A 22,324-nucleotide genomic window follows, 5' to 3' on the forward strand; every position below is an offset into this window, starting at 1 on the left:
GCGATCTCCCGGCGGCCCCCGGTACCCCGGCGACGGGTCGTGCCCACGGGTTCGTCCACCGTTGCCCGTCCGTGTCATCTCCCTCTGCCGCCCCGGAGTCCGCGCCCCAAGCGCGAGGAGACCCGGGTGTTCACCGGCATCATCGAAGAGCTCGGCGAGGTCGTGTCGATCGAGGAGATCGGCGACTCCTCGCGAATCCGCCTGCGCGGCCCGGTGGTCTGTTCCGGTGCGCGGCACGGCGACTCCATCGCGGTCAACGGCGTCTGCCTGACCGTCGTCGACAGCCCCGAGCAACTGGCCGCCGAGACCGGCGAGTTCAGCGCCGACGTGATGGCCGAGACGCTGCACCGTTCCAGCCTGGGCGAGTTGAAGCCCGGTTCCCGGGTCAACCTGGAGCGCGCCATGGCGCTCGGCGCCCGCCTCGGCGGCCACCTGGTGCAGGGCCATGTCGACGCCACCGGGCGGCTGTTGAGCCGCGAGCCCGGCGAGCGCGACGCGGACGGCAACCTGCGCTGGGAGGTGCTGCGCTTCTCGCTGCCGGAGTCCATCTCCCGCTACCTGGTGGAGAAGGGCTCGATCACGGTCGACGGCGTCAGCCTCACCGTGGTGGAGGCCGCTCGCGACAGCTTCACCGTCAGTCTCATCCCGGCCACCCTCGCGCTGACCACGCTCGGCGCCAAGACGGCTGGCGAGAGCGTCAACCTGGAGGTGGACGTGCTCGCCAAGTACGTGGAGCGGCTGCTCGAATCGCGCGCCCTCCCGACCCTGCCGAACCTCGATCACATCACGGGGGAGTCGAAGTGAGCTGGCTCAGCGGAGAGGCGTTCACCGTCCTCGGTGAACACGTGAAGTGGGCCGACATGATCGGCAACCTGCTCGGGTTCGGCGGCCTCGCGCTCGGCTGGCGCCGCTCGGTCTGGAGCTGGCCGGTGCAGCTCCTGTCCGGCGTCGTGCTGATCACCGCCTACCTCGGGGGCCACGTCCCCGGCCTGATCGGCAAGCAGCTGATCGTCATCGCCACCGCCGCCTGGGGCTGGGCGCAGTGGCGCCGCGGCCGCCGCGACACCGGTGCCATCGCCGTACGGTTCGCCAGCTGGCCCGAGCGGGCTGCCCTGGTGGCCGGCACCGCGGTCGGCACCGTCGCCCTGGCGACGCTGTTCACCGCCTACCCCAGCCTGTCCTGGAGCCCCTGGTCGGACGCCTACATCTTCGTCGGCACGCTCGCCGCGATGATCGCCCAGGCGCGCGGCTGGCTGGAGTTCTGGTTCGCCTGGATCGCCGTCGACGCGGTCGGCGTCCCCCTCGCCTTCAACAGCGGTTACACCTTCTCCGGCCTCACCTACTCGATCTACTTCGTCCTGGTGCTGCTCGGCCTGCGCTCCTGGTGGCTGAGCACCCGTGAGCCGCGAGTCACGTCCACCAACGTCCCGCAGGGAGTCACGGCATGACCGAGAACCAGACCTTCGAGAGCGGCGCCGGCGAAGAGCTGGTCCTCGACCCCGTCGAGCGGGCGATCGCCGACATCGCGCTCGGCCGCGCGGTGATCGTGGTCGACGACGAGGACCGCGAGAACGAGGGCGACATCGTCTTCGCCGCCTCCGCGGCCACCCCCGAGCTGATGGCCTTCACCATCCGCTACAGCTCCGGCGTGATCTGCGCCCCGATGACCGGGGAGGAGCTGGACCGCCTCAAGCTCCCGCCGATGACCCAGGTCAACGAGGACCGCAAGGGCACCGCCTACACCGTCTCGGTGGACGCCCGTGAGGGGGTCGACACCGGCATCTCCGCCGCCGACCGCGCCCGTACGGTACGGCTGCTCTCCTCGCCCGGCACCGAGCCCGGCGACCTCACCCGCCCCGGGCACGTCTTCCCGCTGCGCGCCGTCGAGGGCGGCGTGCTGGTGCGCCCCGGTCACACCGAGGCCGCCGTCGACCTGGCCCGTCTCGCCGGGCTGGCGCCGGCCGGCGCGATCGCCGAGGTGGTCAACGATGACGGCAGCATGGCCCGGCTTCCCGAACTGGTCGCCTTCGCCCGTGAGCACGGCCTCGCGATCATCTCCATCGAGGACCTGATCGCCTACCGCCGCCGCACCGAGCTGCACGTCGACCGGGCCGCCACCACCGCCCTGCCCACCGCGCACGGCGAGTTCACCGCGGTCGGCTACAAGGGCACCATCGACGGCGTCGAGCACATCGCCCTGGTGGCCGGCGGCCTCGGCGCCGACGGACACCTGCCGGACGGCGAGGACGTCCTGGTGCGGGTCCACTCCGAGTGCCTGACCGGCGACGTCTTCGGCTCGCTGCGCTGCGACTGCGGCCCGCAGCTGGAGGCCTCGCTGCAGCGGGTCGCCGAGGCCGGCCGCGGCGTGGTGCTCTACCTGCGCGGCCACGAGGGCCGGGGGATCGGCCTGGCCCACAAGCTGCGCGCGTACGAGCTGCAGGAGCAGGGGCGCGACACCGTCGACGCCAACCTGGACCTCGGCCTGCCCGCCGACGCCCGTGACTACAGCATCGCGGCGCAGATGCTGGTGGACCTCGGCGTCCGCTCGCTCACCCTGCTGACCAACAACCCGCAGAAGCTGACCGCGCTCACCGAGCACGGCCTCAAGGTCAAGGGGCGCGAGGCGGTCGAGATCGCGCCCGGCGAGCACAACCTGCGCTACCTGCGCACCAAGCGCGACCGGATGGGCCACGACCTGCCCGGCCTGGGCTCCTGAAGCACCCCACCAACCACAGGAAGTAGGAAGACATGAGCGGCCACGGAGCCCCCGAGCTGACCATCGACGGCGTCGCCGACCTCAAGGTCGCGGTCATCGCCGCCCAGTGGCACGACACGGTGATGAACGGCCTGCTGGACGGCGCCCACCGCGCGCTCAAGGAGCTGGGCATCGCCGAGCCGACCGTGCTGCGCGTCCCCGGCACCTTCGAGCTGCCGGTCGCCGCCAAGCGACTCGCCGACCGCGGCTACGACGCCGTGATCGCCCTGGGCGTGGTGATCCGCGGCGGCACCCCGCACTTCGACTACGTCTGCCAGGCGGCCACCGTCGGCCTCACCCAGGTCAGCGTCGACACCGGCGTCCCGGTCGGCTTCGGCGTGCTGACCTGCGACAACGAGGAGCAGGCCCTCGACCGGGCCGGTCTGCCGGGCTCCGCCGAGGACAAGGGCCACGAGGCCGTCACCGCCGCCGTCGCCACTGCCGCGGTGCTGCGCGCCGCGCGCTGACGGCAGCCCGCGCGGTCCCGGACCGTGGACGTCCACCGGACCGTCCACGGTCCGGGACCGTTTACCGTCCGTCCGCCCGCACGCCGTAAGGTGGCCCCATCATGGCTTCGAAGACATTCGAGGAGCTCTTCGCCGAGCTCCAGCAGAAGGCCGCCACCGGCGACCCCTCGTCCTCCCGTACCGCGCAGCTCGTCCAGCAGGGCGTCCATGCGATCGGCAAGAAGGTCGTCGAGGAGGCCGCCGAGGTCTGGATGGCCGCCGAGTTCCAGTCGGACGAGCAGACGGCTGAGGAGATCTCGCAGCTCCTGTACCACCTTCAGGTGATGATGATCGCCCGCGGGCTGACGCTCGACGACGTCTACAAGTACCTCTAAACCCTCAAGCTCCCCGAGCACACCCCTCCCAACAGGTAAGGAAGCAACCTCCCATGCTGCGCATCGCCGTCCCCAACAAGGGTTCTCTCTCGGGTCCCGCGGCGGAGATGCTCCATGAGGCCGGCTACCGCCAGCGGAAGGATCCCAAGGAGCTCGTACTCGTCGACCCGAACAACGACGTCGAGTTCTTCTTCCTGCGCCCGCGCGACATCGCCGTCTACGTCGGCTCCGGCCGTCTCGACGTCGGCATCACCGGCCGCGACCTGCTGCTGGACTCGCACTCCAACGCGGAGGAGGTGCTCGCCCTCGGCTTCGCCGGGTCGACCTTCCGCTTCGCCCGCCCCGAGGGCGTGGACGTCGAGGACGTGAAGGGCCTGGAGGGCCTGCGGATCGCGACCTCCTACACCGGTCTGGTCGAGCAGCACCTCGCCGACCACGGCGTGAAGGCGACGGTCACCAAGCTGGACGGCGCGGTCGAGACCGCGGTGCAGCTGGGCGTCGCCGACGTCATCGCCGACGTGGTGGAGACCGGCACCAGCCTGCGCAACGCGGGCCTGGAGGTCTTCGGCGACCCGATCCTGATCTCGGACGCCGTGGTGATCCGCCCCAAGGGCGCGGGCGAGGACCCGCGGGTGGAGCAGTTCCTGCGCCGCCTGCAGGGCGTGCTGGTGGCCCGCCGCTACGTGCTGATGGACTACGACATCCGCGCGGAGAAGGTCGGCGCCGCCGTGGCGCTCACCCCCGGCCTGGAGTCGCCGACGGTCTCCCCGCTGCACACCGAGGGCTGGGTGGCCGTCCGCTCGATGGTGCTCCGCAAGGAGGCCCAGCGGATCATGGACGACCTGTGGGGCATCGGTGCCCGGGCCATCCTGGTCACCAACATCCACGCCTGCCGCCTCTGACCTGCCCGAACGGGCCGTCCGGAAGGCGGGCCCGGACGACCTGCCCGTCAGGCCGCGAGTGAAGAACGGTTCAATAGGGGCGGGGACGCCGACCGGCGTCCCCGCCCTTCGCCGTCGGCACTCCGCGTGCCGCGCGCCGCCACCAGAACCACCGGAGACCCCACGTGTCCACGCCGCCCGTCCAGTTCCCCGTCACCTGGGCGCCCCGCCGCACCCGCGCGGTCCTGCTGCCGGTCTGCGCCCTGCTGGTGGTGCTGTTCGCCGTGCTGGCCCTGCTGCTCCCGGCGAACTGGCAGCTCAACGACCGGATCATGATGATCGTCAGCGGTGTGCTGTTCGCCTGCGTGGGGCTGATGCTGGCCCGCCCCCGGGTGACCGCGGACGCGGAGGGCGTGACGGTGGTCAACTTCGTCCGCAGCCGCCGGCTCGCCTGGGCCGAGATCGTCCGGATCAACTTCCGCCAGGGCGACCCGTGGGCCACCCTCGACCTCGCCGACGGCACCTCGCTCGCCGCGGTCGGCATCCAGTCCGGCGTCGGCAAGGCCCAGGCGATCGCGGACGCCCGCGCGCTGCGCGACCTGGTCGAGCACCACAGCCGGGTCTGAACCGGACCACGCCCCGGGCCGGACGACGATCCGCGCCGGACAGCACCGGGACCTGCGGTTCCGCGACCCGGCGGGTCCCGAACACGCTTCCTACCGTCGCCCCGGCATGGTCTACGCTGGTAAAAGCGGGGCAAAACTTCAGCCCTGCCCGCAGGTCGTCCGACAAGAGCCCGACCTGACTCGAACCGACCTGAGGAGTGACACTCCCCCTCGATGGACGATCCGTCCGGTAGTACCTGCGCCGCCTCGCTTCCGACGCCCGGAAGGCAGGCGGCACTGTGATCACCGCCTGGCTGCTGTTGTTCGCGGCCGTCCTCCTGATCCTCGCCAACGGCCTCTTCGTGGCCGCCGAGTTCGCCTTCGTGACCGCCGACCGCGGCGCGGTGGAACGTTCGGCCGAGGCCGGAGACGCCAAGTCCGGCCGGGTCGCCAGGGCCCTGCGGCACCTCTCCTTCGAACTCTCCGGCGCCCAGCTGGGCATCACCGTCACCTCGCTGGTGGTCGGCATGCTCGCCGAGCCGGCCCTGTCGACCCTGCTGCGGCCCGTGATGTCGGGCATCGGCGTGCCCGACCCGGTCGCCCGCGGCGCCGCCGTGGTGGTCGGCATGGTGCTGGCCACCGTCGTGCAGATGGTGATCGGCGAGCTGGTCCCGAAGAACTGGGCGATCGCCCGCCCGCTCCAGGTGGCCCGCTCGGTCGCCGCCCCACACATGGCCTTCTCCTTCGTCTGCCGCCCGCTGATCAGCTTCCTGAACGGCGCCGCCGACAGGACGGTCCGGGCCTTCGGCATCGAGCCGCAGGAGGAGCTGGACCACGCCCGGACCCCGGCCGAGCTGGTCTCGCTGGCCCGCCACTCGGCCAAGGCCGGCGCGATAGACGAGGAGTCGGCGACCCTGTTCGTCCGCACCCTCGGCCTCGGCGAGCTGACCGCCGAGTCCGTGATGACCCCGCGGGTCGACGTCTCCGCCCTTCAACGCGACGCCACCGCCTCCGACGTCGTCAACCTGACCCGGGCCACCGGCCTGTCCCGCTTCCCGGTCTACGCCGACAGCCTGGACGAGGTCACCGGCATCGTGACGCTCAAGGACGCCCTCGCCGTCCCGGCCGCCCGGCGCGGTCTGGTGAAGGTCGGCGCGCTGGCCTCGCCGCCGCTGCTGGTGCCCGAGACCCTGTCCGCCGAGCGGCTGCTCGACCGACTGCGCCGCCTCCAGCCGATGGCCATCGTGGTCGACGAGTACGGCGGCACCGCCGGCGTCGTCACCGTCGAGGACATCGTCGAGGAGATCGTCGGCGAGGTGCAGGACGAGCACGACCCGGCCGACCGCCCCGAGCTGCTCCCGCTGCCGACCGTCGGCGGCCTGCCCGCCTGGGAGGCCGACGGCCGCGCCCGGCTCGACCAGCTGGAGGCCATCGGCCTGAACGCCCCGGACGGCCCGTACGAGACCCTGGCCGGTCTGGTCGCCGACCTGCTCGGCAAGCTCCCCGACGTGGGCGAGCAGGCCGGACTGCCCGGCTGGCGGTTCACCGTGACCGGCGTCGACCGGCACCGCACCAGCCAGGTCCGGGTGGAGCGCACCTCCGCGCCCGCCGTGTTCGGCGAGGACGAGGAGGGCGCCCGATGATCGTGCTGCAACTGGGCCTCGCCATCCTGCTGCTGCTCGGCAACGCGTTCTTCGTCGGCGCCGAGTTCGCCGTCGTGTCGGTGCGCCGCAGCCAGATCGAGCCGCTCGCCGAGGCCGGCCACAAGCGCGCCCGCACCGTGCTGCACGCGCTGTCCAACGTCTCCGCGATGCTGGCCGCCGCCCAGCTGGGCATCACCGTCTGCTCGCTGGGCCTCGGCGCGCTCGCCGAGCCGACCATCGCCGTGCTGCTGGAGGGCCCGTTCCACGCGATCGGCGTCCCGTCCGCACTGATGCACCCGCTCTCGTACGGGATCTCGCTCGCCCTCGTGGTCTTCCTCCACATGGTGATGGGTGAGATGGTGCCGAAGAACATGGCCATGGCCGGCCCGGAGAAGGCCGCGCTCTGGCTCGGCCCGCCGCTGGACCGGCTGGCCCGCTGGCTCACCCCGGTGATCCGGCTGCTGAACGCCTTCGCCAACGGCGTGCTGAAGCTGTTCCGGGTCGAGGCCAAGGACGAGGTCGAGTCGGTGTTCACCACCGAGCAGCTGATGTACCTGCTGGTCGACTCCCGGGACGCCGGCCTGCTCGACGAGGAGCGCCAGGAGCGTCTAGAGGACGCCCTGGAGATGGGCCGCCGCCCGGTCACCGACGTGCTGCTGCGGCCCGAGGAACTGGTCACCGTGGACCCGAAGGCGACCGCCGCCGAGGTCGAGGAGCTCGCCCTGCGCACCGGTTTCTCGCGCTTCCCGGTCACCGACGGCGACCCGGCCGGCCGCGGCTACCTCGGTTACCTCCACCTCAAGGACATCCTCGACGTGGAGGACCCGTCGGCGCCCGTCCCCGCCCGGCTGTGGCGGCCGATCACGGTGCTGCGCGGTGGCCTCCCGCTGGACGACGCCCTCGGCGCGATGCGCCGGGCCACCTGCCACCTGGCCGCCGTGCTGGACCAGGACGGCCGCACGGTGGGCGTAGTGATGCTGGAGGACGTGCTGGAGGAGCTGGTCGGCGAGATGCACGACCCCGACCACCGCACCACCGCCTAGCACACCCCTGGTCGGGACACCTCCGGTCGGTACACCTCCGTTCGCTGACGGCGTGTCCGCCCGTGGCGATTCCGCCCAGAGCGTTCAGCGGTTCCCACGCCGGCCACCCTCGGAGCAGGCTGGTCGGCATGAGACTTCTCCTGCTGGGTGGAACGAAGTTCGTCGGACGCGCCATCGCCGAGGAGGCCCTCGCCCGCGGATGGGAGGTGACGGCCCTCAACCGCGGCACGCAGCCCGCGCCCGAGGGCGTGCGGGTGCTGGTGGGCGACCGTACGGCCGAGGACGGCCTCGCAGCGCTCGCCACGGGGGAGTGGGACGCGGTGGTGGACACCTGGTCCTGGGCCCCGGCGGCGGTGCGCGACAGCGCCCGGCAGCTGTCCGGCCGGGTCGGCCACTACGCGTACATCTCCAGCCGGTCGGTGTACGACTACCCGCTGCGCGCCGGGGCGGACGAGACGGCGCCGGTGGTCCCCTCCTCCCCGGACCTGACCGGCGAGGTGGCCTACGCCGAGGCCAAGCGCGGCGCCGAACTGGCCCTGGACGCGGAGTACGGCGGGCGCGCCCTGCTGGTGCGCGCCGGGCTGATCCTCGGCCCGTACGAGAACATCGGCCGACTGCCCTGGTGGCTCAACCGGATCGCCCGCGGCGGCCCGGTGCTCGCCCCCGGCCCGCGCGAGACGGCACTGCAGTACATCGACGGCCGCGACCTCGCGATCTGGACCCTGGACGCGGTCGCGGCCCGCCTGGCCGGCCCGTACAACGTGGTCAGCCCGGCCGGCCACACCACCATGGGCGGGCTGCTGGCGGCCTGCGTCTCGGCCACCGGTTCGGACGCCGAGCTGCGCTGGACCGACCCGGAGCGGATCATCGCGGCGGGCGTCGAGCCGTGGACCGAGCTGCCGATCTGGCTGGCGCCGGGCGAGCTCCACGACTTCCTGCACGGCGCCTCGGTCGCCCGCGCGGTCGCCGCCGGGCTGCGCTGCCGCCCGGTCACCGAGACGGTCGCGGACACCTGGGCCTGGCTGCGGTCCATCGGCGGCGACGCCCCGCAGCGCGCCGACCGGCCGAACCTCGGGCTCGACCCCGAGCGCGAGGCGAAGCTGCTGCAGGGGTGAGGGGGCGCGGGGAGCCGTTCGGGCCCGGTGTCCTGGGTTCTGTCGTCCTGGGTTCCGGCGGACCCGGCAAGGACCCGAGAGACAGCCCCCTAGCCCCGGCCGTCGATCAGCTCCCCGTAGGCCTGCACCAGGTCCGGCAGCCGCAGCGTGGCCAGGTCCTCCCGGCCCGGCGGCTCGCGCAGCAGCGACAGCCGCAGGTCCCGGTAGGCGCAGGACTTCTCGTACAGGGTGCGGATGAACCGGCCGTTGCCCAGCTCGTCGATCCAGCCCTCGCGCACCACGTGGGTGCAGATGCTGGCCAGCTCCTCGGCGGCGTCCTCGTCCCAGCCGTCGCCGTCCCGGCCGGCCAGCGCCGCGCCGATGGCGGTCAGCTCGTCGGGGCGGTAGCTCGGGAAGTCGACCCGGGTGGTGAAGCGGGAGTTGAGGCCGGGGTTGGTGGCGAGCAGCCGGTTCATCCCCTCGGGGTAGCCGGCCAGGATCACCACCAGCCGGTCCCGGTTGTCCTCGGCCCGCTTCAGCAGCACCTGGAGCGCCTCGTCGCCGTACGCGTCGCCCTTGGTGTAGCCGGAGTTGGAGAGGCTGTACGCCTCGTCGATGAACAGCACGCCGTCCAGCGCGGAGTCGATCAGGTCGTTCGCCTTGACGGCCGTCTGGCCGAGGAACTCGCCGACCAGGTCGGCTCTTTGAGCCTCCACCAGGTGGTCGCCGGAGAGCAGGCCGAGGGCGTGGAAGACCCGGCCGAGGATCCGGGCCACGGTGGTCTTTCCGGTGCCGGAGGGGCCGGAGAAGACGAAGTGCCGCTTCGGCGGCTGGACCGGAAGGCCCTGCTCGGCGCGCAGCCGGCTCATTCTCAACTGGGCCGAGAGCGCCCGCACTTGGCGCTTGACCGGCTCCAGGCCCACCATCAGCGAGAGTTCGGCCAGTGCGGCGTCCAACTCCCGCTCGTCACCCACCGGTTGGGCGGAGGCCGGGGCGGGCGCGCGGCGGGGCTGCGCCTCGCCGCGGACCGGCAGCGGCGCGGGTGCGGCGGGGCCGACCGGGGCGCCCGAACCGGACCGCTCCCCGGCCGCCTGCGACGCCCCGTCGGCCGTCGGCCCGCTCGGAGCGCCGTCCGACACGTCGTCCACCAGACTCGCGTCCACCGAGGGCCCTCCTCCCGACGCGGCGGCCCCAGCCCCGAACTCCTCGCCGTAGAGCGGCCCTTCGGCGTACCCGGTGTCGTTCTGGTATCCCGGGTCGCCGCCCGCCCCGGCGGTCTCCAGCCCGCCCGAGTGCCCGTCCGTCAGCAGCCCGTCCGCGAGCGCGTCCTCCGCCGCGATCGCCGCCAGTCGGGCCGCGGTGTCCATGAACGCCGGATCCGCCCGGTGCACCGCCCGGTACAGCGGAAGCGCCGCCGCGCTGCGCCCGGCCCCCTCGTACGCCCGGGCCAGCCAGTAGCGCAGCTCCTTGCGCTGCGGCTGCTCGGAGCGGCAGCGCGCCAGCGAGGCGGCCAGCGGGGCCTGCGCCTGGGCGCACATGTCCAGCCGCACCCGCGCCATCCCGGCGAACAGCCCGGCCTCGATGCCCAGCAGCGGGTCGTCCAGCAGGTGGTCGGTGTCCCGGATCAACTGCTCCCAGTCCTTGAGCAGGTAGGAGCGGCAGGCGTACAGGAACTGGGCGGACGGGTCCTCGCTGGGCGCCGGGCACTGCTCCAGCGCCCGGTCCAGCTCGGCCAGGTGGCGGCCGTCCAGCCAGTGCGAGGCGTGCGCCAGCGCGAGATCGCGGGCGTCCTCCAGGACGGGCTGCACCCACCAGCCCAGCCAGTACCAGGAGCTGAGCGGTCGCCGGTGCAGCCGCCGCTGTTCGCCGAAGCGCTTCTGGTGGCGGTACATGGCCAGCAGTGCCGCCGAGGTGTCGCTGCGCAGCGCGTGCAGGCCGAGCCAGGCGTCGGCCATGCCGGGGTCCAGCCGGACGGCGGCCCGGAACTCCTCCTCGGCCCGGGCGTAGGCGCCGGCCGTGTAGGCGTCCATGGCGCGCAGCCAGGCGCGGTCGGCGAGCCGGTCCGGGCCGCCCGCCGTACTGTCGGAACTGTCCACCGTCGTCACTCACGCCCCCCGCGGTGTGGCCCGGGGCTCGGCCGGCGGTTCGCCTGAGCGCGGCCGGGCCGGTGGTCGGTAGCCCCCGGGGCGCATATACGCCTGCCAGGAATCGTACCGGCGCAGGGCTGATCCGGAAGGGTGCCGCACAGGGTCAAATGCGATCGCCCGCACGGTCGTTGAGCGGTCGGATGGCTGAAAAACCGAGGTGTGCCGACGGCGGGACGCGCTGCGGGAGGGGACCGGGCGGCGCCCCCGGCTCACGGGGGAACAAGCCGGGGACGCCGGGTCCGAGGCGGCCGGAACGCTGCGTTCCGGCGGCTGAGGAGAACCTAGATCCTGGTGATGTCGCAGGTCAAGGGCTTGTTGAAGGTTCACCGACGGTGCCTGGGAGGATCCGCCCGGTCACCCCGTCCACGCGCGTAGCGGCGTACGGGCGGCTCGGGTCGGCGGCGAAGTGCGCCGCCTCCGCGCGCGCCCAGCCGGCCCAGAACTCAGCCAGTTCCGGACCGTCCCGCTCCTCACCCCGCCGACGGGCCGCGACGGCGTCCAGTTCCATCCAGATCACCCGCGCCAGCCGGGACCGAACGTCCCGGCGCCCGGCGCCGACCCCCTCCACCAGCACCACCGGGGCGGCCGGCACCGCGGCGGTGGTCGCGAAGCGGCGCAGCGTCCAGTCGTACACCCGGTACGCGGCGTCCCGGCCGGCCGCCAGCGGCTCCAGCACCTGCTCGTGCAGCCGCCCGGTCCACTCGAAGGGCTCGGTGTGGGTGGCCAGGTCGTCGAGGTGGACCACCGGAGCCCCGTCGAGCGCCGCCGCCAGCCGCCCGGCGAAGGTGGTCTTGCCGGAGCCCGCGTGCCCGTCCACCGCGACCAGCCGCACCGGCCCGCAGGACGGCGGCAGCGCCCGCAGCTCGGCGGCGAGCGAGGTCAGCGCGTCGCCGGTCGCGGGCGGACGGCGGGAGGGGAGGGTTCCGAAAACAGCCACAACGTCAACCCTACGGTGCCGTAGCCCACCACTGCGGACAGTTCATCTGTGCTGGTCGTGACGCCGGGGCGGGTTTCGGGCATACTCGCTTCGCCACGCCTGTGAACGGCCGTTCACCGCAACCCGGTGCCGGTCGGGCCGACCTGCCACACCCGCGCCGGACCAGCCGACACCCTCGGTCCGGCGCCCGATCGAGGAGGCGACCGCCGCCATGACCCCGTCCCCCGTGAAAGCCGTGGAGCGCCAGCTGCCGAGCGAGGAGGCCCGCGAGCTGTTGAGCCTCACCCGGGACCTGGTCCAGCGCGAACTGCAGCCGCGCGCCGCGGAGGACGAGGCCGCCGACCGCTTCCCCCGGGATGTCTTCCGCACCCTCGGCGAGGCCGGCCTGCTGTCCCTCCCGTACGACGAGAAGTACGGCGGCGGCGAGCAGCCCTACGAGGTGTACCTGCAGGTACTGGAGGAGCTCGCGGCCGGCTGGCTGGCGGTCGGCCTCGGCGTCAGCGTGCACACCCTGTCCTGCCACGCGCTGGCCACCTTCGGCACCGACGAGCAGCGCGACGAGTGGCTGCCCGGCATGCTCTCCGGTGAGCAGCTCGGCGCCTACTGCCTCTCCGAGCCGCAGTCCGGATCGGACGCGGCCGCCCTGCGCACCCGCGCCGACCTGGACGGCGACGAGTACGTCGTCAACGGCACCAAGGCATGGATCACCCACGGCGGACAGGCCGACTTCTACAGCGCCCTGGTGCGCACCGGCGTCGACGGCCCCAAGGGCATCAGCTGCCTGCTCGTCCCCGGTGACCAGCAGGGCCTGTCGGCCGCGCCGCCGGAGCACAAGATGGGCATGCGCTCCTCGCCGACCGCCCAGCTGCACTTCGACGGCGCCCGGGTCTCCCGCGACCGGCTGATCGGCGAGGAGGGGCAGGGCTTCCAGATCGCGCTCGCCGCGCTGGACTCCGGCCGCCTCGGCATCGCGGCCTGTGCGATAGGCGTCGCCCAGGCCGCGCTGGACCTCGCGGTGGACTACGCCCGCACCCGGCGCCAGTTCGGCCGTCCGATCGCCGAATTCCAGGGCCTGTCCTTCATGCTCGCCGACATGGCCACCCAGATCGAGGCCGGCCGCTCGCTCTACCTGGCCGCCGCGCGGCTGCGGGACGCGGGCCGGCCGTTCTCCAAGGAGGCGGCCATGGCCAAGCTGTTCTGCACCGACACCGTGATGCGGGTGACCACCGACGCCGTCCAGGTGCTCGGCGGCTACGGCTACACCCAGGACTTCCCGGCCGAGCGCTTCATGCGCGAGGCCAAGGTGCTGCAGATCGTCGAGGGCACCAACCAGGTCCAGCGCCTGGTGATCGGCCGCCACCTCACGAAGGCCTGACAGGCCTTCCCCGAATACGGCCTCCGGCCGTCACTCCAGGGTGCGGAGTGACGACCGGAGGCATTTCCGATCGAGCGTCAACTCGCCTGCGGCGAGCGGCGGTCAGTGCCGGACCAGCCGCCGGCGCTGCTCCGGGATGACCGGCTTGACCGGGGCGACCTGCCGCGCGGCCTGAGCCGGGACGGCCGCGGTCCGCGCCGGGCGGTGCACCAGCGCGTGCGAGAACGGCTGGGTGCGCCAGTCGAGTCCGCTCGGGAGCTTGAACAGCGCGCCGAACCCGGCCGGGCGGGAGTCCTCCGGGGCCTCCACCTCCGCCAGGTCGTCGGTCAGCGTGCCCGAACCCGGGCAGATCGCGGGGGCGAAGGGGTTCCAGGCGGTGGGCAGCAGGGCGTGCTGCGGGAGCCGCTCCTCATCCGCCACCAGGGCGATCGGACGGCGGCACTCGGGGCAGTGGACCCGGAAGATCTCCCAGGCCTCGGCGTCGCCGGGGTCGCTGTCCGGCGCGTGGTCGACCGCGAGGTCTTCGCGGCCGGTCATATCGTCGGTCTCGTCGGCGCCCAGCACGCGCTGGTCAGTAGCAGGCATGAGGATCCCCCTAGGATCGGGCCCGGCGTGGTCGCCCAGGGCCACAACCAGCACTTCCCTGCGATTCGGGCTCATAACCCTGCGGCGTTGTGCACCGTGATGCACCGGGTGTGTCCTTGGCCACACCGCTCGCCACATGCACCCGGCACTTGCCCGTGTGACACCTGCAATCCCTCCAGTGATCGCCCGCTCGCCTCCGTGCGCTCTTGACCAGGCGCCGACGTTCACCCTCCTTGCCCGCCCTCGGGCCGGAGCGGCCACCCTCCGGCGCTCGTTCCCCGTTCCCCGTTCCCCGCTCGCCGCTCGCCGTTCCCCGCTCGCCGTTCCCCGCTCGCCGCTCGCCGCTCGCCGTTCCCCGCTGGTCGCTCGTCGCTCGTCGCTCTCGGCGCCGGCGCACCCTTCGGCTCGGGCGGTGCGCCACCGTGTGAGCCCCCCGTGCGTTCGAGCGGGTAGGTTTGCGCACTGTGGAGGATCTCGACCAACGCATCGTCCAGCTGCTCCTTGAGGACGGCCGGATGAGCTACACGGACCTGGGCAAGGCCACCGGCCTGTCCACCTCGGCGGTGCACCAGCGGGTGCGCCGCCTCGAACAGCGCGGGGTGATCCGCGGCTACACCGCGATCATCGACCCCGACGCCGTCGACCTGGCGCTGACCGCGTTCATCTCGGTCAAGCCCTTCGACCCCAGCGCGCCCGACGACACCCCGGAGAGACTGGCCGGCCTGCCCGAGATCGAGGCCTGCCACAGCGTCGCCGGCGACGAGAACTACATCCTCAAGGTGCGCGTCGGCGCCCCCGGCGACCTGGAGGACCTGCTCGCCCGCATCCGCAGCGCCGCCGGCGTCTCCACCCGCACCACCGTCGTGCTCTCCACCCCGTACGAGGCCCGACCCCCGAAGCTCTGAAGGCCGGGCCGGACTTCTCGGCGTGAAAGCAAGGTGCAGACTTAGCGGCATGACCGAACGCACCCTCCCCCCTTGCCCGCCCTCGGGCAGGAGGGGCCCACGAACCGTCCTGCTGCGCGGCGGCGCCGTCTACAGCCCCGCCGACCCCTTCGCCACCGCGATGCTCGTGGAGGGCGAACACATCGCCTGGGTCGGCAGCGACGGCGCCGCCGAGGCGTACGCCGCCACCGCCGACGAGATCGTCGAGCTGGACGGTGCCCTGGTCACCCCCGCCTTCGTGGACGCCCACGTCCACGCCACCTCCACCGGCCTGGCGCTCACCGGCCTCGACCTCACCGGCAGCCCCTCGCTGGCCGCCACCCTGGCCGCCGTCACCGCCTTCGTCGAGGCCCGGCCCGAGCCCGGCGGGGTGCTGATCGGCCACGGCTGGGACGAGAGCGGCTGGCCCGAGGGCCGCCCGCCGACGCTCGCCGAACTCGACGCCGCCGCCCGCGGCGCCGCGCTCTACCTCTCCCGCACCGACGTGCACTCCGCGCTCGCCACCACCGCGCTGCGCACCCTCACCGAAGGCCTCACCGAGCGGCCCGGCTTCGACGCCGAGGGCCCGCTCACCAAGGACGCCCACCACGCCGTCCGGCAGACCGCGCTCGCCCACCTCACCCCCGAGCAGCGCCGCCGGGCCCAGCGCGCCATCCTCGACCGCGCCGCGGAACTCGGCATCGGGGCCCTGCACGAGTGCGCCGGCCCGGAGATCTCCTCGGAGGCCGACCTGGCCGCCCTGCTGGAGTTGGCCGCCACCGGCGACGGCCCCGAAGTCTTCGGCTACTGGGGCGAGTCGGGCGGAGTCGAGACGGCGCGCAGGCTCGGCGCCGTGGGCGCCGGCGGCGACCTCTTCGTGGACGGCGCGCTCGGCTCCCGCACCGCCTGCCTGCACACCCCGTACGCCGACGCCGAGCACACCGGCACCGCCTACCTGACCGCCGAGCAGGTCGCCGACCATGTCGTCGCCTGCACCGAGGCCGGGATCCAGGCCGGCTTCCACGCCATCGGCGACGCCGCCCTGGCAGCGGTCGTCGAGGGCGTCCGCGCGGCCGGCGAGCGGGTCGGCGCGGGCCGGGTCAAGGCCCTGCGCCACCGCGTCGAGCACGCCGAGGCGCTGGACGACAAGGCCATCGCCGCCTTCGCCGAACTCGGCCTCACCGCCTCCGTCCAGCCCGCCTTCGACGCCGCCTGGGGCGGCCCGGACGGCATGTACGTGCAGCGCCTCGGCGCCGAGCGGGCCGCCGCCCTCAACCCCTTCGCCGCGCTGCTGCGGGCCGGCGTCCCGCTGGCCTTCGGCTCGGACGCCCCGGTCACCCCGCTCGACCCCTGGGGCACCGTCCGCGCGGCCGCCTTCCACCAGACCCTGGAACACCGGATCTCCGTCCGCGCCGCCTTCACCGCCCACACCCGCGGCGGCTGGCGTGCGATCGGCCGCGACCAGGACGGTGTGCTGGTCCCCGGCGCGGTCGCCAGCTACGCGATCTGGGCCGCCGAGGAACTGGTCGTCCAGGCCCCCGACGCCCGGGTGGCCGGCTGGTCCACCGACCCGCGCTCCGGCACCCCCGGCCTGCCCGACCTCACCCCTGGCCGCGAACTGCCCGCCTGCCTGCGCACCGTGGTCCGCGGCCGCACCGTGCACCGGCGCTAGGACCTGCCCGGCACGATCCGCCGGACAGGCCCCCGACCGGACGCAGCGCTTAATCGGATGAAGGGGCGGGCCGCCGCGTCCTAGGTTGACCACCATGACGACCGAACCGCTGGTGCCCGCCGACTTCACCGTCCCGCGCGAGCTGCTCGCCCCGGAGTTCCGCCTGGAACCGCTGGGCGAGCAGTACAACGCCTCCGACCACGCCGCGTGGACCGGCAGCATCGACCACATCCGCGCCACCCCCGGCTGGGCCGGCCGCGGCTGGCCGCCCGTCGACGGGATGCCCCCGGAGCGGAACCTCGCCGACCTGCGCCGCCACGCCGCCGACTTCGAGGCCCGCACCGGCTTCACCTACACCGTCCTGGAACCGGACCGGGACGAGGTGATCGGCTGCGTCTACATCTACCTGGACCGCGAGGACCCGTCCGTGGTCTCGGTCAGCTCCTGGGTCCGCGCCGACCGTGCCGCGCTGGACGCCCCGCTGTACCGGGCCGTCTCCGCCTGACTCGCCGAGCACTGGCCGCTGGGCGAGGTCCGCTACGCCGAGCGCTGACCCGAGCGCTGACCCGGGCGCCGGTCGGGACGCGGGCAGGCCGGGCGAGGGGTGGCCGGGCGAGGGCCGGCCCCACCACCCTGACCTCCCGTCGCACTGACGTTCCGGGGTACCGTCTTCGGACAGCGTCCGAACAGCAAGCCCCAGGAAGATGGTGCGCCGGTGGCCATGCCCGTCACCCAGGAGCGGTCCGGGACCGCTCCCGAGCCGCAGGACCCGGCCCCCACGCCCGGCCGTGCCGCCCGCGCCCTCGCCAAGGTCCGCGCCGGGCTGCCCCGGACCGGCCTCGCCGCCCTGGCCGGCCTGCTGCTCGCGCTCGCCTTCCCGCCCTTCGACCTCTGGCCGCTGTCCCTGCTCGGCGTCGCCTCGCTCTCGCTGCTCACCCGCGGCCGCACCTTCCGCCAGGGCCTGTGGACGGGCTTCGCCTTCGGTGTGCCGTTCTTCCTGATGCTGCTCAGCTGGCTGCGGGTGGTCGGTTGGGACGCCACGATCGGCCTGTCCATCGTGGAGGCGCTGTTCCTGGCCCTGCTCGGCGGCGCGCTGGCGCTCACTTCCCGGCTGCCCGGCTGGCCGCTCTGGGGAGCCTGTCTGTGGATCACCCAGGAGTGGGCACGCGACCGGCTGCCGCTCGGCGGCTTCCCCTGGGGCCGGCTCGCCTTCGCCAACACCGCCACCCCGTACACCCCGCTGGCCGCGATCGGCGGCGCGCCGCTGGTGACCTTCGCCGTCGCCCTCTCCGGCGCCCTGCTGGCCTGGGCCGCGCTGCGCCTGCGCGGGCCGCGCAAGGCCCCGCAGGCGGCCGCGCTGGCGGCGCTCGGCGCGGTCGCCGCGCTGCTGGCCGGCTACCTCGTCCCGGTGCCCACCGCCGCGGACGACACCGTCAAGGTCGCCATCGTCCAGGGCAACGTGCCCAACCCGGGCATGGACTTCCTGGGCCGCCCGATGATGGTCCTGAACAACCACGCCTCGGCCACCGAGCGCCTCGCCGCCGACATCCAGGCGGGCAAGGTCGCGCGCCCCGACGTCGTGATCTGGCCGGAGAACTCCTCCGATCTGGACCCGTTCAGCGACCCGCTGGCCCGCCAGCGCATCGACGAGGCGGTCCGGGCCGTCGGCGTGCCCACCCTGGTCGGCACCCTGGTGGACGGCCCGGACGCGCAGCACGTCCAGAACGAGGGCATCGTCTGGGACCCGCAGACCGGCCCCGGTGCCTCCTACACCAAGCAGCACCCCGTCCCCTTCGGCGAGTACGTGCCCTTCCGCGCCCAGCTGATGAAGGTGATCACCCGCCTCCAGCGGGTCGCCCGGGACTTCTGGCCCGGCGACCACAACGGCGTCATGCAGCTCGGCCCGGCGAAGATCGGCGACGTGATCTGCTTCGAGGTGGCCTACGACGAGATCGTCCGGGACACCGTGGACAGCGGTGCCCGCGTCCTGGTGGTGCAGACCAACAACGCGACCTACGCCGAGACCGGCCAGCCCGAGCAGCAGCTCGCGATGAGCCGGCTGCGCGCGGTCGAGCACGGCCGGGCCGTCCTGATCGCCGCCACCAGCGGCATCAGCGCGGTGATCGCCCCGGACGGCACGGTCGAGCAGCGCACCCAGGAGCTGACCCCGGCCGAGCTGTCCGCGACCGTCCCGCTGCGCGACGGCACCACGGTGGCCGACCGGGTCGGCGCCGCCCCGGAGTGGACACTGGCGATCGGGGGCCTGCTGGCCTGCGGCGCCGCGGTGCTGGTCGGCCGACGCAAGAAGACCGCCGCCGGAACACCGGCCGCCGGGGAACCGTTGGACCAGGTGGTGCCGTAGCCGGCCCGGACCTTCCGTGCGGCGCGCAGAGCACCGCTTGGAGTGGATTCGTACCGTGACCCAGCAAGCTACCCCCACCCGTCCGGTCCCGCGTAGCAGGCTCCGCCGGGTGCTGCCGCTGCTGATCACCGCCTGGCTGGTGCTGGAGATCTGGCTGCTGGTCCAGGTGGGCTCGTGGCTGGGCGGCGGCACCGTCCTGCTGCTGCTCATAGCCGGCGCGGTGATCGGCGGCTCGCTGATCAAGCGGGCCGGGCTGAAGGCGCTGGCGGCGGCCGTCGAACAGAGCAAGAACCCGCAGTCCCAGCAGCCGCAGACCGGCACCAGCATGACCGTGCTGGCCGGCCTGCTGCTGATCGTCCCCGGCTTCCTGTCGGACCTGATCGCCCTGACACTGCTGTTCCCGCCCACCCGGGCGCTCTGGCGGGCCGCCGGGCGCCGGGTCGCGGACACCGCGCTGCGCAGCACCTCCGCCGTCGGCGCCGACCCGTTCGCGGACGCGGTGCGGCTGCAGGAGCAGATGCGCATCCACCGCCCGGACGGCAAGGTGATCCAGGGCGAGGTGGTCGAGCCGGACGCCGGCCCGCGCGGCCCGCAGGGCCCGGACACCACCTACCGTCCGCCGATCACCGGCTGACCCGGCTGACCCGTTCGGGGGCCGCCCGCCCGGGCGGCCCCCGGTCCGTCACTCGACTCCGTCCTGCGCGAGCTCCGGACGGCGCGAACGTCCCGGGCAACGCGAAAGGGACCCTGGTGACCAGGGTCCCTTTTCGCGTCCTCCCGCCCAGCGGCGGGAGCGAGGTGTGTCAGGCGCTCTTACGGGTGTCCCGCGGGTGCACCGCGAGGTTCATCCCGCCGGAGCGGAGCACGGCCAGCCGTTCGGCCAGCACCTCCTCCAGCTCCTCGCGCGTCCGGCGCTCCATCAGCATGTCCCAATGGGTGCGCGTGGGCTTGACCTTCTTCTCCTCCGGCTCGTCACCGTCGAGAAGTGTCGCTTCCTGGCCACAGAAGCGGCATTCCCAGGTCGGGGGGATCTCCGCCTCGACCGAGAAAGGAACCTCGAATCGGTGTCCGTTCTGACATGCGTACTCGACGGTCTGGCGGGGAGCCAGATCGATACCACGGTCGGTCTCGTAGCTAGTGGCCCCGAGTCGCGTGCCGCGGAGAGCTCGCTCGCTCATGAATCGTGCCTCCCGGGCTTATGGCCCACAGGACTAGTGGTCGCTGTTCTTCGTCGTTCGGTCAACGCTCGGCTTCCGACGAAGATTCCCGTCCCGGGACATGCGTCGTCTGTCGTGCCGCCCCTGTTTGTACCCACCAGCGCCCGATTTGTCACATCTGGCCGGTGATATCACCCCGAGTGTCACCTATTTCACATCCGGTGATCGGTCGGGCTTTCCATGTCGAGCGTACCGGGACGGGATTCGACGGCCGTCGCCGCCCCCGCCCCGGACGGTCAGGAGATCGGTCGGGAACGGATCATCGGCTCGGTCTTGCCGAGGTCGACCGGGTGGGCCGCCGGCGCCCCGTCGGCGGGGATCGTCGGCGCTCGCTCCGGACGGGGCGGGGCGGCGGGGGCCGCCTCGGTCCGGCTGTCGCGGTGCGGCAGCAGGGCGATCACCGCGTCCCGCAGCTGCGGCGGGGCCTCGTCGTCCAGCGGGTCGACGGTGGCGGGCACCTGGAGCCGGACCGGGGCGCCGTTGCCGATCCGGGCGTAGCCGCGGCCGATCGGGGCGTGGGCGGCGGGCACGATGTCCAGCGGCGCGCCGAGCGCGGCGTGGCCCTCGTCGGGCCCGGCCGGGCCGAGCAGTACCCGGGCCCGGGTGGTGGCGCGGACGGTCGGGGTGATCCGGTCCCGGGCCTCCAGGTCGTCGGCGATCACCACGGTGACCCGGGCGGCCCGGCCGTGCCGCAGCGGCAGCTCCAGCAGGTCCTGCGGGTCGGGGCGGCCCTCGGCGTGGGCGAGCTCGCTCAGCTCGGTCGGGTGGTCCAGCAGCAGCCACAACGGCCGGGTGGCGTCCGCGGGCGGGGCGGTGCCGGCGTGCCGGGCGGCGTTCAGCGCGGCCAGTCGGCGGTCGGTCTCGTGGGTGGCCCACTCCAGCGCGGCCAGGGCCCCGTGCAGGCTGGTCTCCACGGTGTGCACCCCGGGCCGGTTCACCAGGCAGGCGTGCTCCCCGGTGCCGGCGCCGTCGATCACCACCAGGTCGGCGTACGGGAGGGCCTGGAGCGCCACCGAGCGGAGCAGGCTGGAGGTGCCGTGGCCGGTGACCCCGAGGGCCAGCAGGTGCGGCTCGGAGGAGCGTGGGCCGGTGCGCCAGACCACGGGCGGCTGCTGGGTGGTGGTGCCGCCCTGACTGACCGGGATGGTGCGGGCGGTGCCGTCCTCGTCGGTGAAGCCGAGCACGATCTCGCCCGGGGCGGCCACGAAGCGCTGGGCCACGATGTCGGTGGGCAGCGGGGCCATCGCGGTGATCCGCAGCCGGTTGGACTCCTCGTCCCAGTCGAAGCGGTACTCCCGGGCCCGCCCGGCCTTGCCCTGGACGACCTGTTCGATCCGGGCCCGGGCGGTCGGTTCGGTGTCGGTGAAGTACGCCGGGTAGCCGAGCTCCAGCCGGCAGAGCCGGCCCTCGCCGTCGAACTCCCAGGAGCTGAAGGCGCTCTTGTAGCTGCCCTCGAAGTGGTACAGCGGGTTGGCGTCCTCGGGCCCGCACAGGTACGGGGTGAGCGCCGAGTAGAGGGCGCTCAGTTTGACGTCGGCGACGTCGGGCGCCGGCGGGGCGGGCGGCGCCTTGGGGGTCCGGCCGGCCCACGCCGCGCTGGCCATCAGGGCGATCAGCGCGAACAGCAGGCCGTGCGGCAGCAGGTAGATGCCGATCAACGTCGCGGCGGTGAGGAACAGCGTCGGGCCGCGGCGTTCCTGCGGGGTGGCCTGCCAGCGGGTCTTGGCCCAGCCGGCCTGGTGGCGCAGGCCCCGGCCGATCACGGCGAGCGGGGCGAACATGTCGGAGGCGTGGTCCCCGGCGGTTCGGGCGACCTCACGGCCCTTGCTGAGATGGCGGTGGAGCGGCATTCCGTGACTCCCCGGGCGAGTGGGACGGGTGGGGTGGGAGGGGACTGCTCGGGTAGCGACGGGGCCCGGGGCGGTGGGATCCGCGCCCGGGCCCGTACGGGGAGTGGCGGTCCTAGAACTTGATGCCGCCGAGCAGGCTCGCCAGGCTGGCGCCGCCTGCCGTGATGCTCGGGGCGATCGAGGAACCGGCGATGTAGAAGCCGAAGAGGGCGCAGACGATGGCGTGCGACATCTTCAGGCCGTCTCTGCGGAAAAACAGAAAGGCGACCGTGCCGAACAGGACGAGCGCGGAGACATTGAGGATCACGTTCTGCTCCTCGGGAGGGGGCGGGGGACAGTGTTACGTAAAGTGCCCCAATCGTGACAAAAAGTAATAGATGATGGAATGGCGCAA

Annotated in this window: 22 protein-coding genes; 16 read left to right on the plus strand and 6 right to left on the minus strand. The window is 73.4% G+C overall.

Going from position 1 to position 22,324, the window contains the following annotated elements; translation table 11 throughout:
* Positions 1-126 precede the first annotated feature (126 nt).
* The 10 genes from ACH4E7_RS24235 (at position 127) to ACH4E7_RS24280 (ending at position 8,883) form a co-directional block, all read left to right on the plus strand.
* Positions 127-804 (plus strand): riboflavin synthase, encoded by a 678-nt coding sequence (locus tag ACH4E7_RS24235; protein WP_396251117.1) that lies wholly within the window; start codon positions 127-129, stop codon positions 802-804.
* A complete protein-coding gene (locus tag ACH4E7_RS24240) occupies positions 801-1,448 on the plus strand; it encodes a nicotinamide riboside transporter PnuC (protein ID WP_396251118.1) in 648 nt (215 codons plus the stop codon). The genes ACH4E7_RS24235 and ACH4E7_RS24240 overlap by 4 nt, the downstream gene beginning before the upstream one ends.
* The gene (locus ACH4E7_RS24245) at positions 1,445-2,716 is read left to right on the plus strand and encodes a bifunctional 3,4-dihydroxy-2-butanone-4-phosphate synthase/GTP cyclohydrolase II (RefSeq protein ID WP_396251119.1); all 1,272 of its coding nucleotides are present in this window, start codon (positions 1,445-1,447) and stop codon (positions 2,714-2,716) included. Before ACH4E7_RS24240 ends, ACH4E7_RS24245 begins: the two co-directional genes overlap by 4 nt.
* A 32-nt stretch (positions 2,717-2,748) precedes the next feature.
* Entirely contained in the window at positions 2,749-3,222 is a 474-nt protein-coding gene (gene ribH / locus ACH4E7_RS24250; protein WP_396251120.1) for a 6,7-dimethyl-8-ribityllumazine synthase, read from the plus strand.
* A gap of 101 nt (positions 3,223-3,323) precedes the next feature.
* Positions 3,324-3,596 carry a phosphoribosyl-ATP diphosphatase gene (locus ACH4E7_RS24255; protein ID WP_097238956.1) on the plus strand — a complete coding sequence of 91 codons (273 nt, stop codon included), beginning with the start codon at positions 3,324-3,326 and terminating at the stop codon, positions 3,594-3,596.
* Positions 3,597-3,649: 53 nt separating this feature from the next.
* Positions 3,650-4,498, plus strand: coding sequence for an ATP phosphoribosyltransferase (gene hisG, locus ACH4E7_RS24260; RefSeq protein ID WP_355669201.1), 849 nt, complete (start codon positions 3,650-3,652; stop codon positions 4,496-4,498).
* A 164-nt stretch (positions 4,499-4,662) separates the two neighbouring features.
* A complete protein-coding gene (locus ACH4E7_RS24265; RefSeq protein WP_396251121.1) occupies positions 4,663-5,103 on the plus strand; it encodes a PH domain-containing protein in 441 nt (146 codons plus the stop codon).
* 278 nt (positions 5,104-5,381) lie between these two features.
* The gene (locus ACH4E7_RS24270) at positions 5,382-6,725 is read left to right on the plus strand and encodes a hemolysin family protein (protein ID WP_396251122.1); all 1,344 of its coding nucleotides are present in this window, start codon (positions 5,382-5,384) and stop codon (positions 6,723-6,725) included.
* Positions 6,722-7,768 carry a hemolysin family protein gene (locus tag ACH4E7_RS24275; protein WP_396251123.1) on the plus strand — a complete coding sequence of 349 codons (1,047 nt, stop codon included), beginning with the start codon at positions 6,722-6,724 and terminating at the stop codon, positions 7,766-7,768. Before ACH4E7_RS24270 ends, ACH4E7_RS24275 begins: the two co-directional genes overlap by 4 nt.
* Positions 7,769-7,896: 128 nt before the next feature.
* Complete coding sequence (locus ACH4E7_RS24280; RefSeq protein WP_396251124.1) at positions 7,897-8,883, plus strand: NAD-dependent epimerase/dehydratase family protein; 987 nt, start codon at positions 7,897-7,899, stop codon at positions 8,881-8,883.
* 89 nt (positions 8,884-8,972) lie between these two features.
* On the opposite strand, the gene ACH4E7_RS24285 is transcribed toward ACH4E7_RS24280, so the two are convergent.
* Together ACH4E7_RS24285 and ACH4E7_RS24290 are read right to left on the minus strand one after the other, a co-directional pair.
* A complete protein-coding gene (locus ACH4E7_RS24285) occupies positions 8,973-10,892 on the minus strand; it encodes an AAA family ATPase (RefSeq protein ID WP_396251251.1) in 1,920 nt (639 codons plus the stop codon).
* Positions 10,893-11,313: 421 nt separating this feature from the next.
* On the minus strand, positions 11,314-11,946 hold the full coding sequence (locus tag ACH4E7_RS24290) for a uridine kinase (RefSeq protein ID WP_396251125.1): 633 nt from the start codon (positions 11,944-11,946) through the stop codon (positions 11,314-11,316).
* Between the two features lie 211 nt (positions 11,947-12,157).
* Here ACH4E7_RS24290 and ACH4E7_RS24295 point away from each other — a divergent pair, with 211 nt between their 5' ends.
* A complete protein-coding gene (locus ACH4E7_RS24295; protein WP_396251126.1) occupies positions 12,158-13,321 on the plus strand; it encodes an acyl-CoA dehydrogenase family protein in 1,164 nt (387 codons plus the stop codon).
* A gap of 102 nt (positions 13,322-13,423) precedes the next feature.
* Here the strand turns inward: ACH4E7_RS24295 and ACH4E7_RS24300 are convergent, their stop codons facing one another.
* The gene (locus ACH4E7_RS24300; RefSeq protein ID WP_396251127.1) at positions 13,424-13,906 is read right to left on the minus strand and encodes a hypothetical protein; all 483 of its coding nucleotides are present in this window, start codon (positions 13,904-13,906) and stop codon (positions 13,424-13,426) included.
* A 464-nt stretch (positions 13,907-14,370) separates the two neighbouring features.
* Here ACH4E7_RS24300 and ACH4E7_RS24305 point away from each other — a divergent pair, with 464 nt between their 5' ends.
* The 5 genes from ACH4E7_RS24305 (at position 14,371) to fxsA (ending at position 19,497) form a co-directional block, all read left to right on the plus strand.
* Positions 14,371-14,811: an Lrp/AsnC family transcriptional regulator gene (locus ACH4E7_RS24305; protein WP_045694655.1), complete on the plus strand. Its 441-nt coding sequence runs from the start codon at positions 14,371-14,373 to the stop codon at positions 14,809-14,811.
* A 49-nt stretch (positions 14,812-14,860) separates the two neighbouring features.
* Complete coding sequence (locus ACH4E7_RS24310; protein ID WP_396251128.1) at positions 14,861-16,501, plus strand: amidohydrolase; 1,641 nt, start codon at positions 14,861-14,863, stop codon at positions 16,499-16,501.
* A 94-nt stretch (positions 16,502-16,595) separates the two neighbouring features.
* Positions 16,596-17,006 (plus strand): N-acetyltransferase, encoded by a 411-nt coding sequence (locus ACH4E7_RS24315; RefSeq protein ID WP_396251129.1) that lies wholly within the window; start codon positions 16,596-16,598, stop codon positions 17,004-17,006.
* 216 nt (positions 17,007-17,222) lie between these two features.
* Entirely contained in the window at positions 17,223-18,863 is a 1,641-nt protein-coding gene (gene lnt, locus ACH4E7_RS24320) for an apolipoprotein N-acyltransferase (protein ID WP_396251130.1), read from the plus strand.
* 55 nt (positions 18,864-18,918) lie between these two features.
* A complete protein-coding gene (gene fxsA / locus ACH4E7_RS24325) occupies positions 18,919-19,497 on the plus strand; it encodes an FxsA family membrane protein (RefSeq protein ID WP_396251131.1) in 579 nt (192 codons plus the stop codon).
* 169 nt (positions 19,498-19,666) lie between these two features.
* On the opposite strand, the gene ACH4E7_RS24330 is transcribed toward fxsA, so the two are convergent.
* The 3 genes from ACH4E7_RS24330 to ACH4E7_RS24340 all read right to left on the minus strand — a co-directional run bounded on the left by ACH4E7_RS24330 (position 19,667) and on the right by ACH4E7_RS24340 (position 22,237).
* Positions 19,667-20,041 carry an RNA polymerase-binding protein RbpA gene (locus ACH4E7_RS24330; RefSeq protein ID WP_396251132.1) on the minus strand — a complete coding sequence of 125 codons (375 nt, stop codon included), beginning with the start codon at positions 20,039-20,041 and terminating at the stop codon, positions 19,667-19,669.
* Between the two features lie 275 nt (positions 20,042-20,316).
* Positions 20,317-21,930: a hypothetical protein gene (locus ACH4E7_RS24335; protein WP_396251133.1), complete on the minus strand. Its 1,614-nt coding sequence runs from the start codon at positions 21,928-21,930 to the stop codon at positions 20,317-20,319.
* A gap of 112 nt (positions 21,931-22,042) precedes the next feature.
* Positions 22,043-22,237, minus strand: a complete 195-nt coding sequence (locus ACH4E7_RS24340; protein WP_355669189.1) for a hypothetical protein — start codon at positions 22,235-22,237, stop codon at positions 22,043-22,045.
* Positions 22,238-22,324 lie beyond the last annotated feature (87 nt).

This window comes from Kitasatospora sp. NPDC018058 (assembly GCF_044327205.1).
Lineage (GTDB): Bacteria > Actinomycetota > Actinomycetes > Streptomycetales > Streptomycetaceae > Kitasatospora.

Bases quoted from the DNA above. Each gene is read 5' to 3' on its own strand.
- ACH4E7_RS24300 (WP_396251127.1), bottom strand. From the start codon at position 13,906: ATGCCTGCTACTGACCAGCGCGTGCTGGGCGCCGACGAGACCGACGAT.
- hisG (WP_355669201.1), top strand. From the start codon at position 3,650: ATGCTGCGCATCGCCGTCCCCAACAAGGGTTCTCTCTCGGGTCCCGCG.
- ACH4E7_RS24255 (WP_097238956.1), top strand. From the start codon at position 3,324: ATGGCTTCGAAGACATTCGAGGAGCTCTTCGCCGAGCTCCAGCAGAAG.
- ACH4E7_RS24310 (WP_396251128.1), top strand. From the start codon at position 14,861: ATGACCGAACGCACCCTCCCCCCTTGCCCGCCCTCGGGCAGGAGGGGC.
- ACH4E7_RS24275 (WP_396251123.1), top strand. From the start codon at position 6,722: ATGATCGTGCTGCAACTGGGCCTCGCCATCCTGCTGCTGCTCGGCAAC.
- ACH4E7_RS24295 (WP_396251126.1), top strand. From the start codon at position 12,158: ATGACCCCGTCCCCCGTGAAAGCCGTGGAGCGCCAGCTGCCGAGCGAG.
- ACH4E7_RS24315 (WP_396251129.1), top strand. From the start codon at position 16,596: ATGACGACCGAACCGCTGGTGCCCGCCGACTTCACCGTCCCGCGCGAG.
- ACH4E7_RS24245 (WP_396251119.1), top strand. From the start codon at position 1,445: ATGACCGAGAACCAGACCTTCGAGAGCGGCGCCGGCGAAGAGCTGGTC.
- lnt (WP_396251130.1), top strand. From the start codon at position 17,223: ATGCCCGTCACCCAGGAGCGGTCCGGGACCGCTCCCGAGCCGCAGGAC.
- ACH4E7_RS24285 (WP_396251251.1), bottom strand. From the start codon at position 10,892: ATGGACGCCTACACGGCCGGCGCCTACGCCCGGGCCGAGGAGGAGTTC.
- ribH (WP_396251120.1), top strand. From the start codon at position 2,749: ATGAGCGGCCACGGAGCCCCCGAGCTGACCATCGACGGCGTCGCCGAC.
- ACH4E7_RS24280 (WP_396251124.1), top strand. From the start codon at position 7,897: ATGAGACTTCTCCTGCTGGGTGGAACGAAGTTCGTCGGACGCGCCATC.
- ACH4E7_RS24330 (WP_396251132.1), bottom strand. From the start codon at position 20,041: ATGAGCGAGCGAGCTCTCCGCGGCACGCGACTCGGGGCCACTAGCTAC.
- ACH4E7_RS24335 (WP_396251133.1), bottom strand. From the start codon at position 21,930: ATGCCGCTCCACCGCCATCTCAGCAAGGGCCGTGAGGTCGCCCGAACC.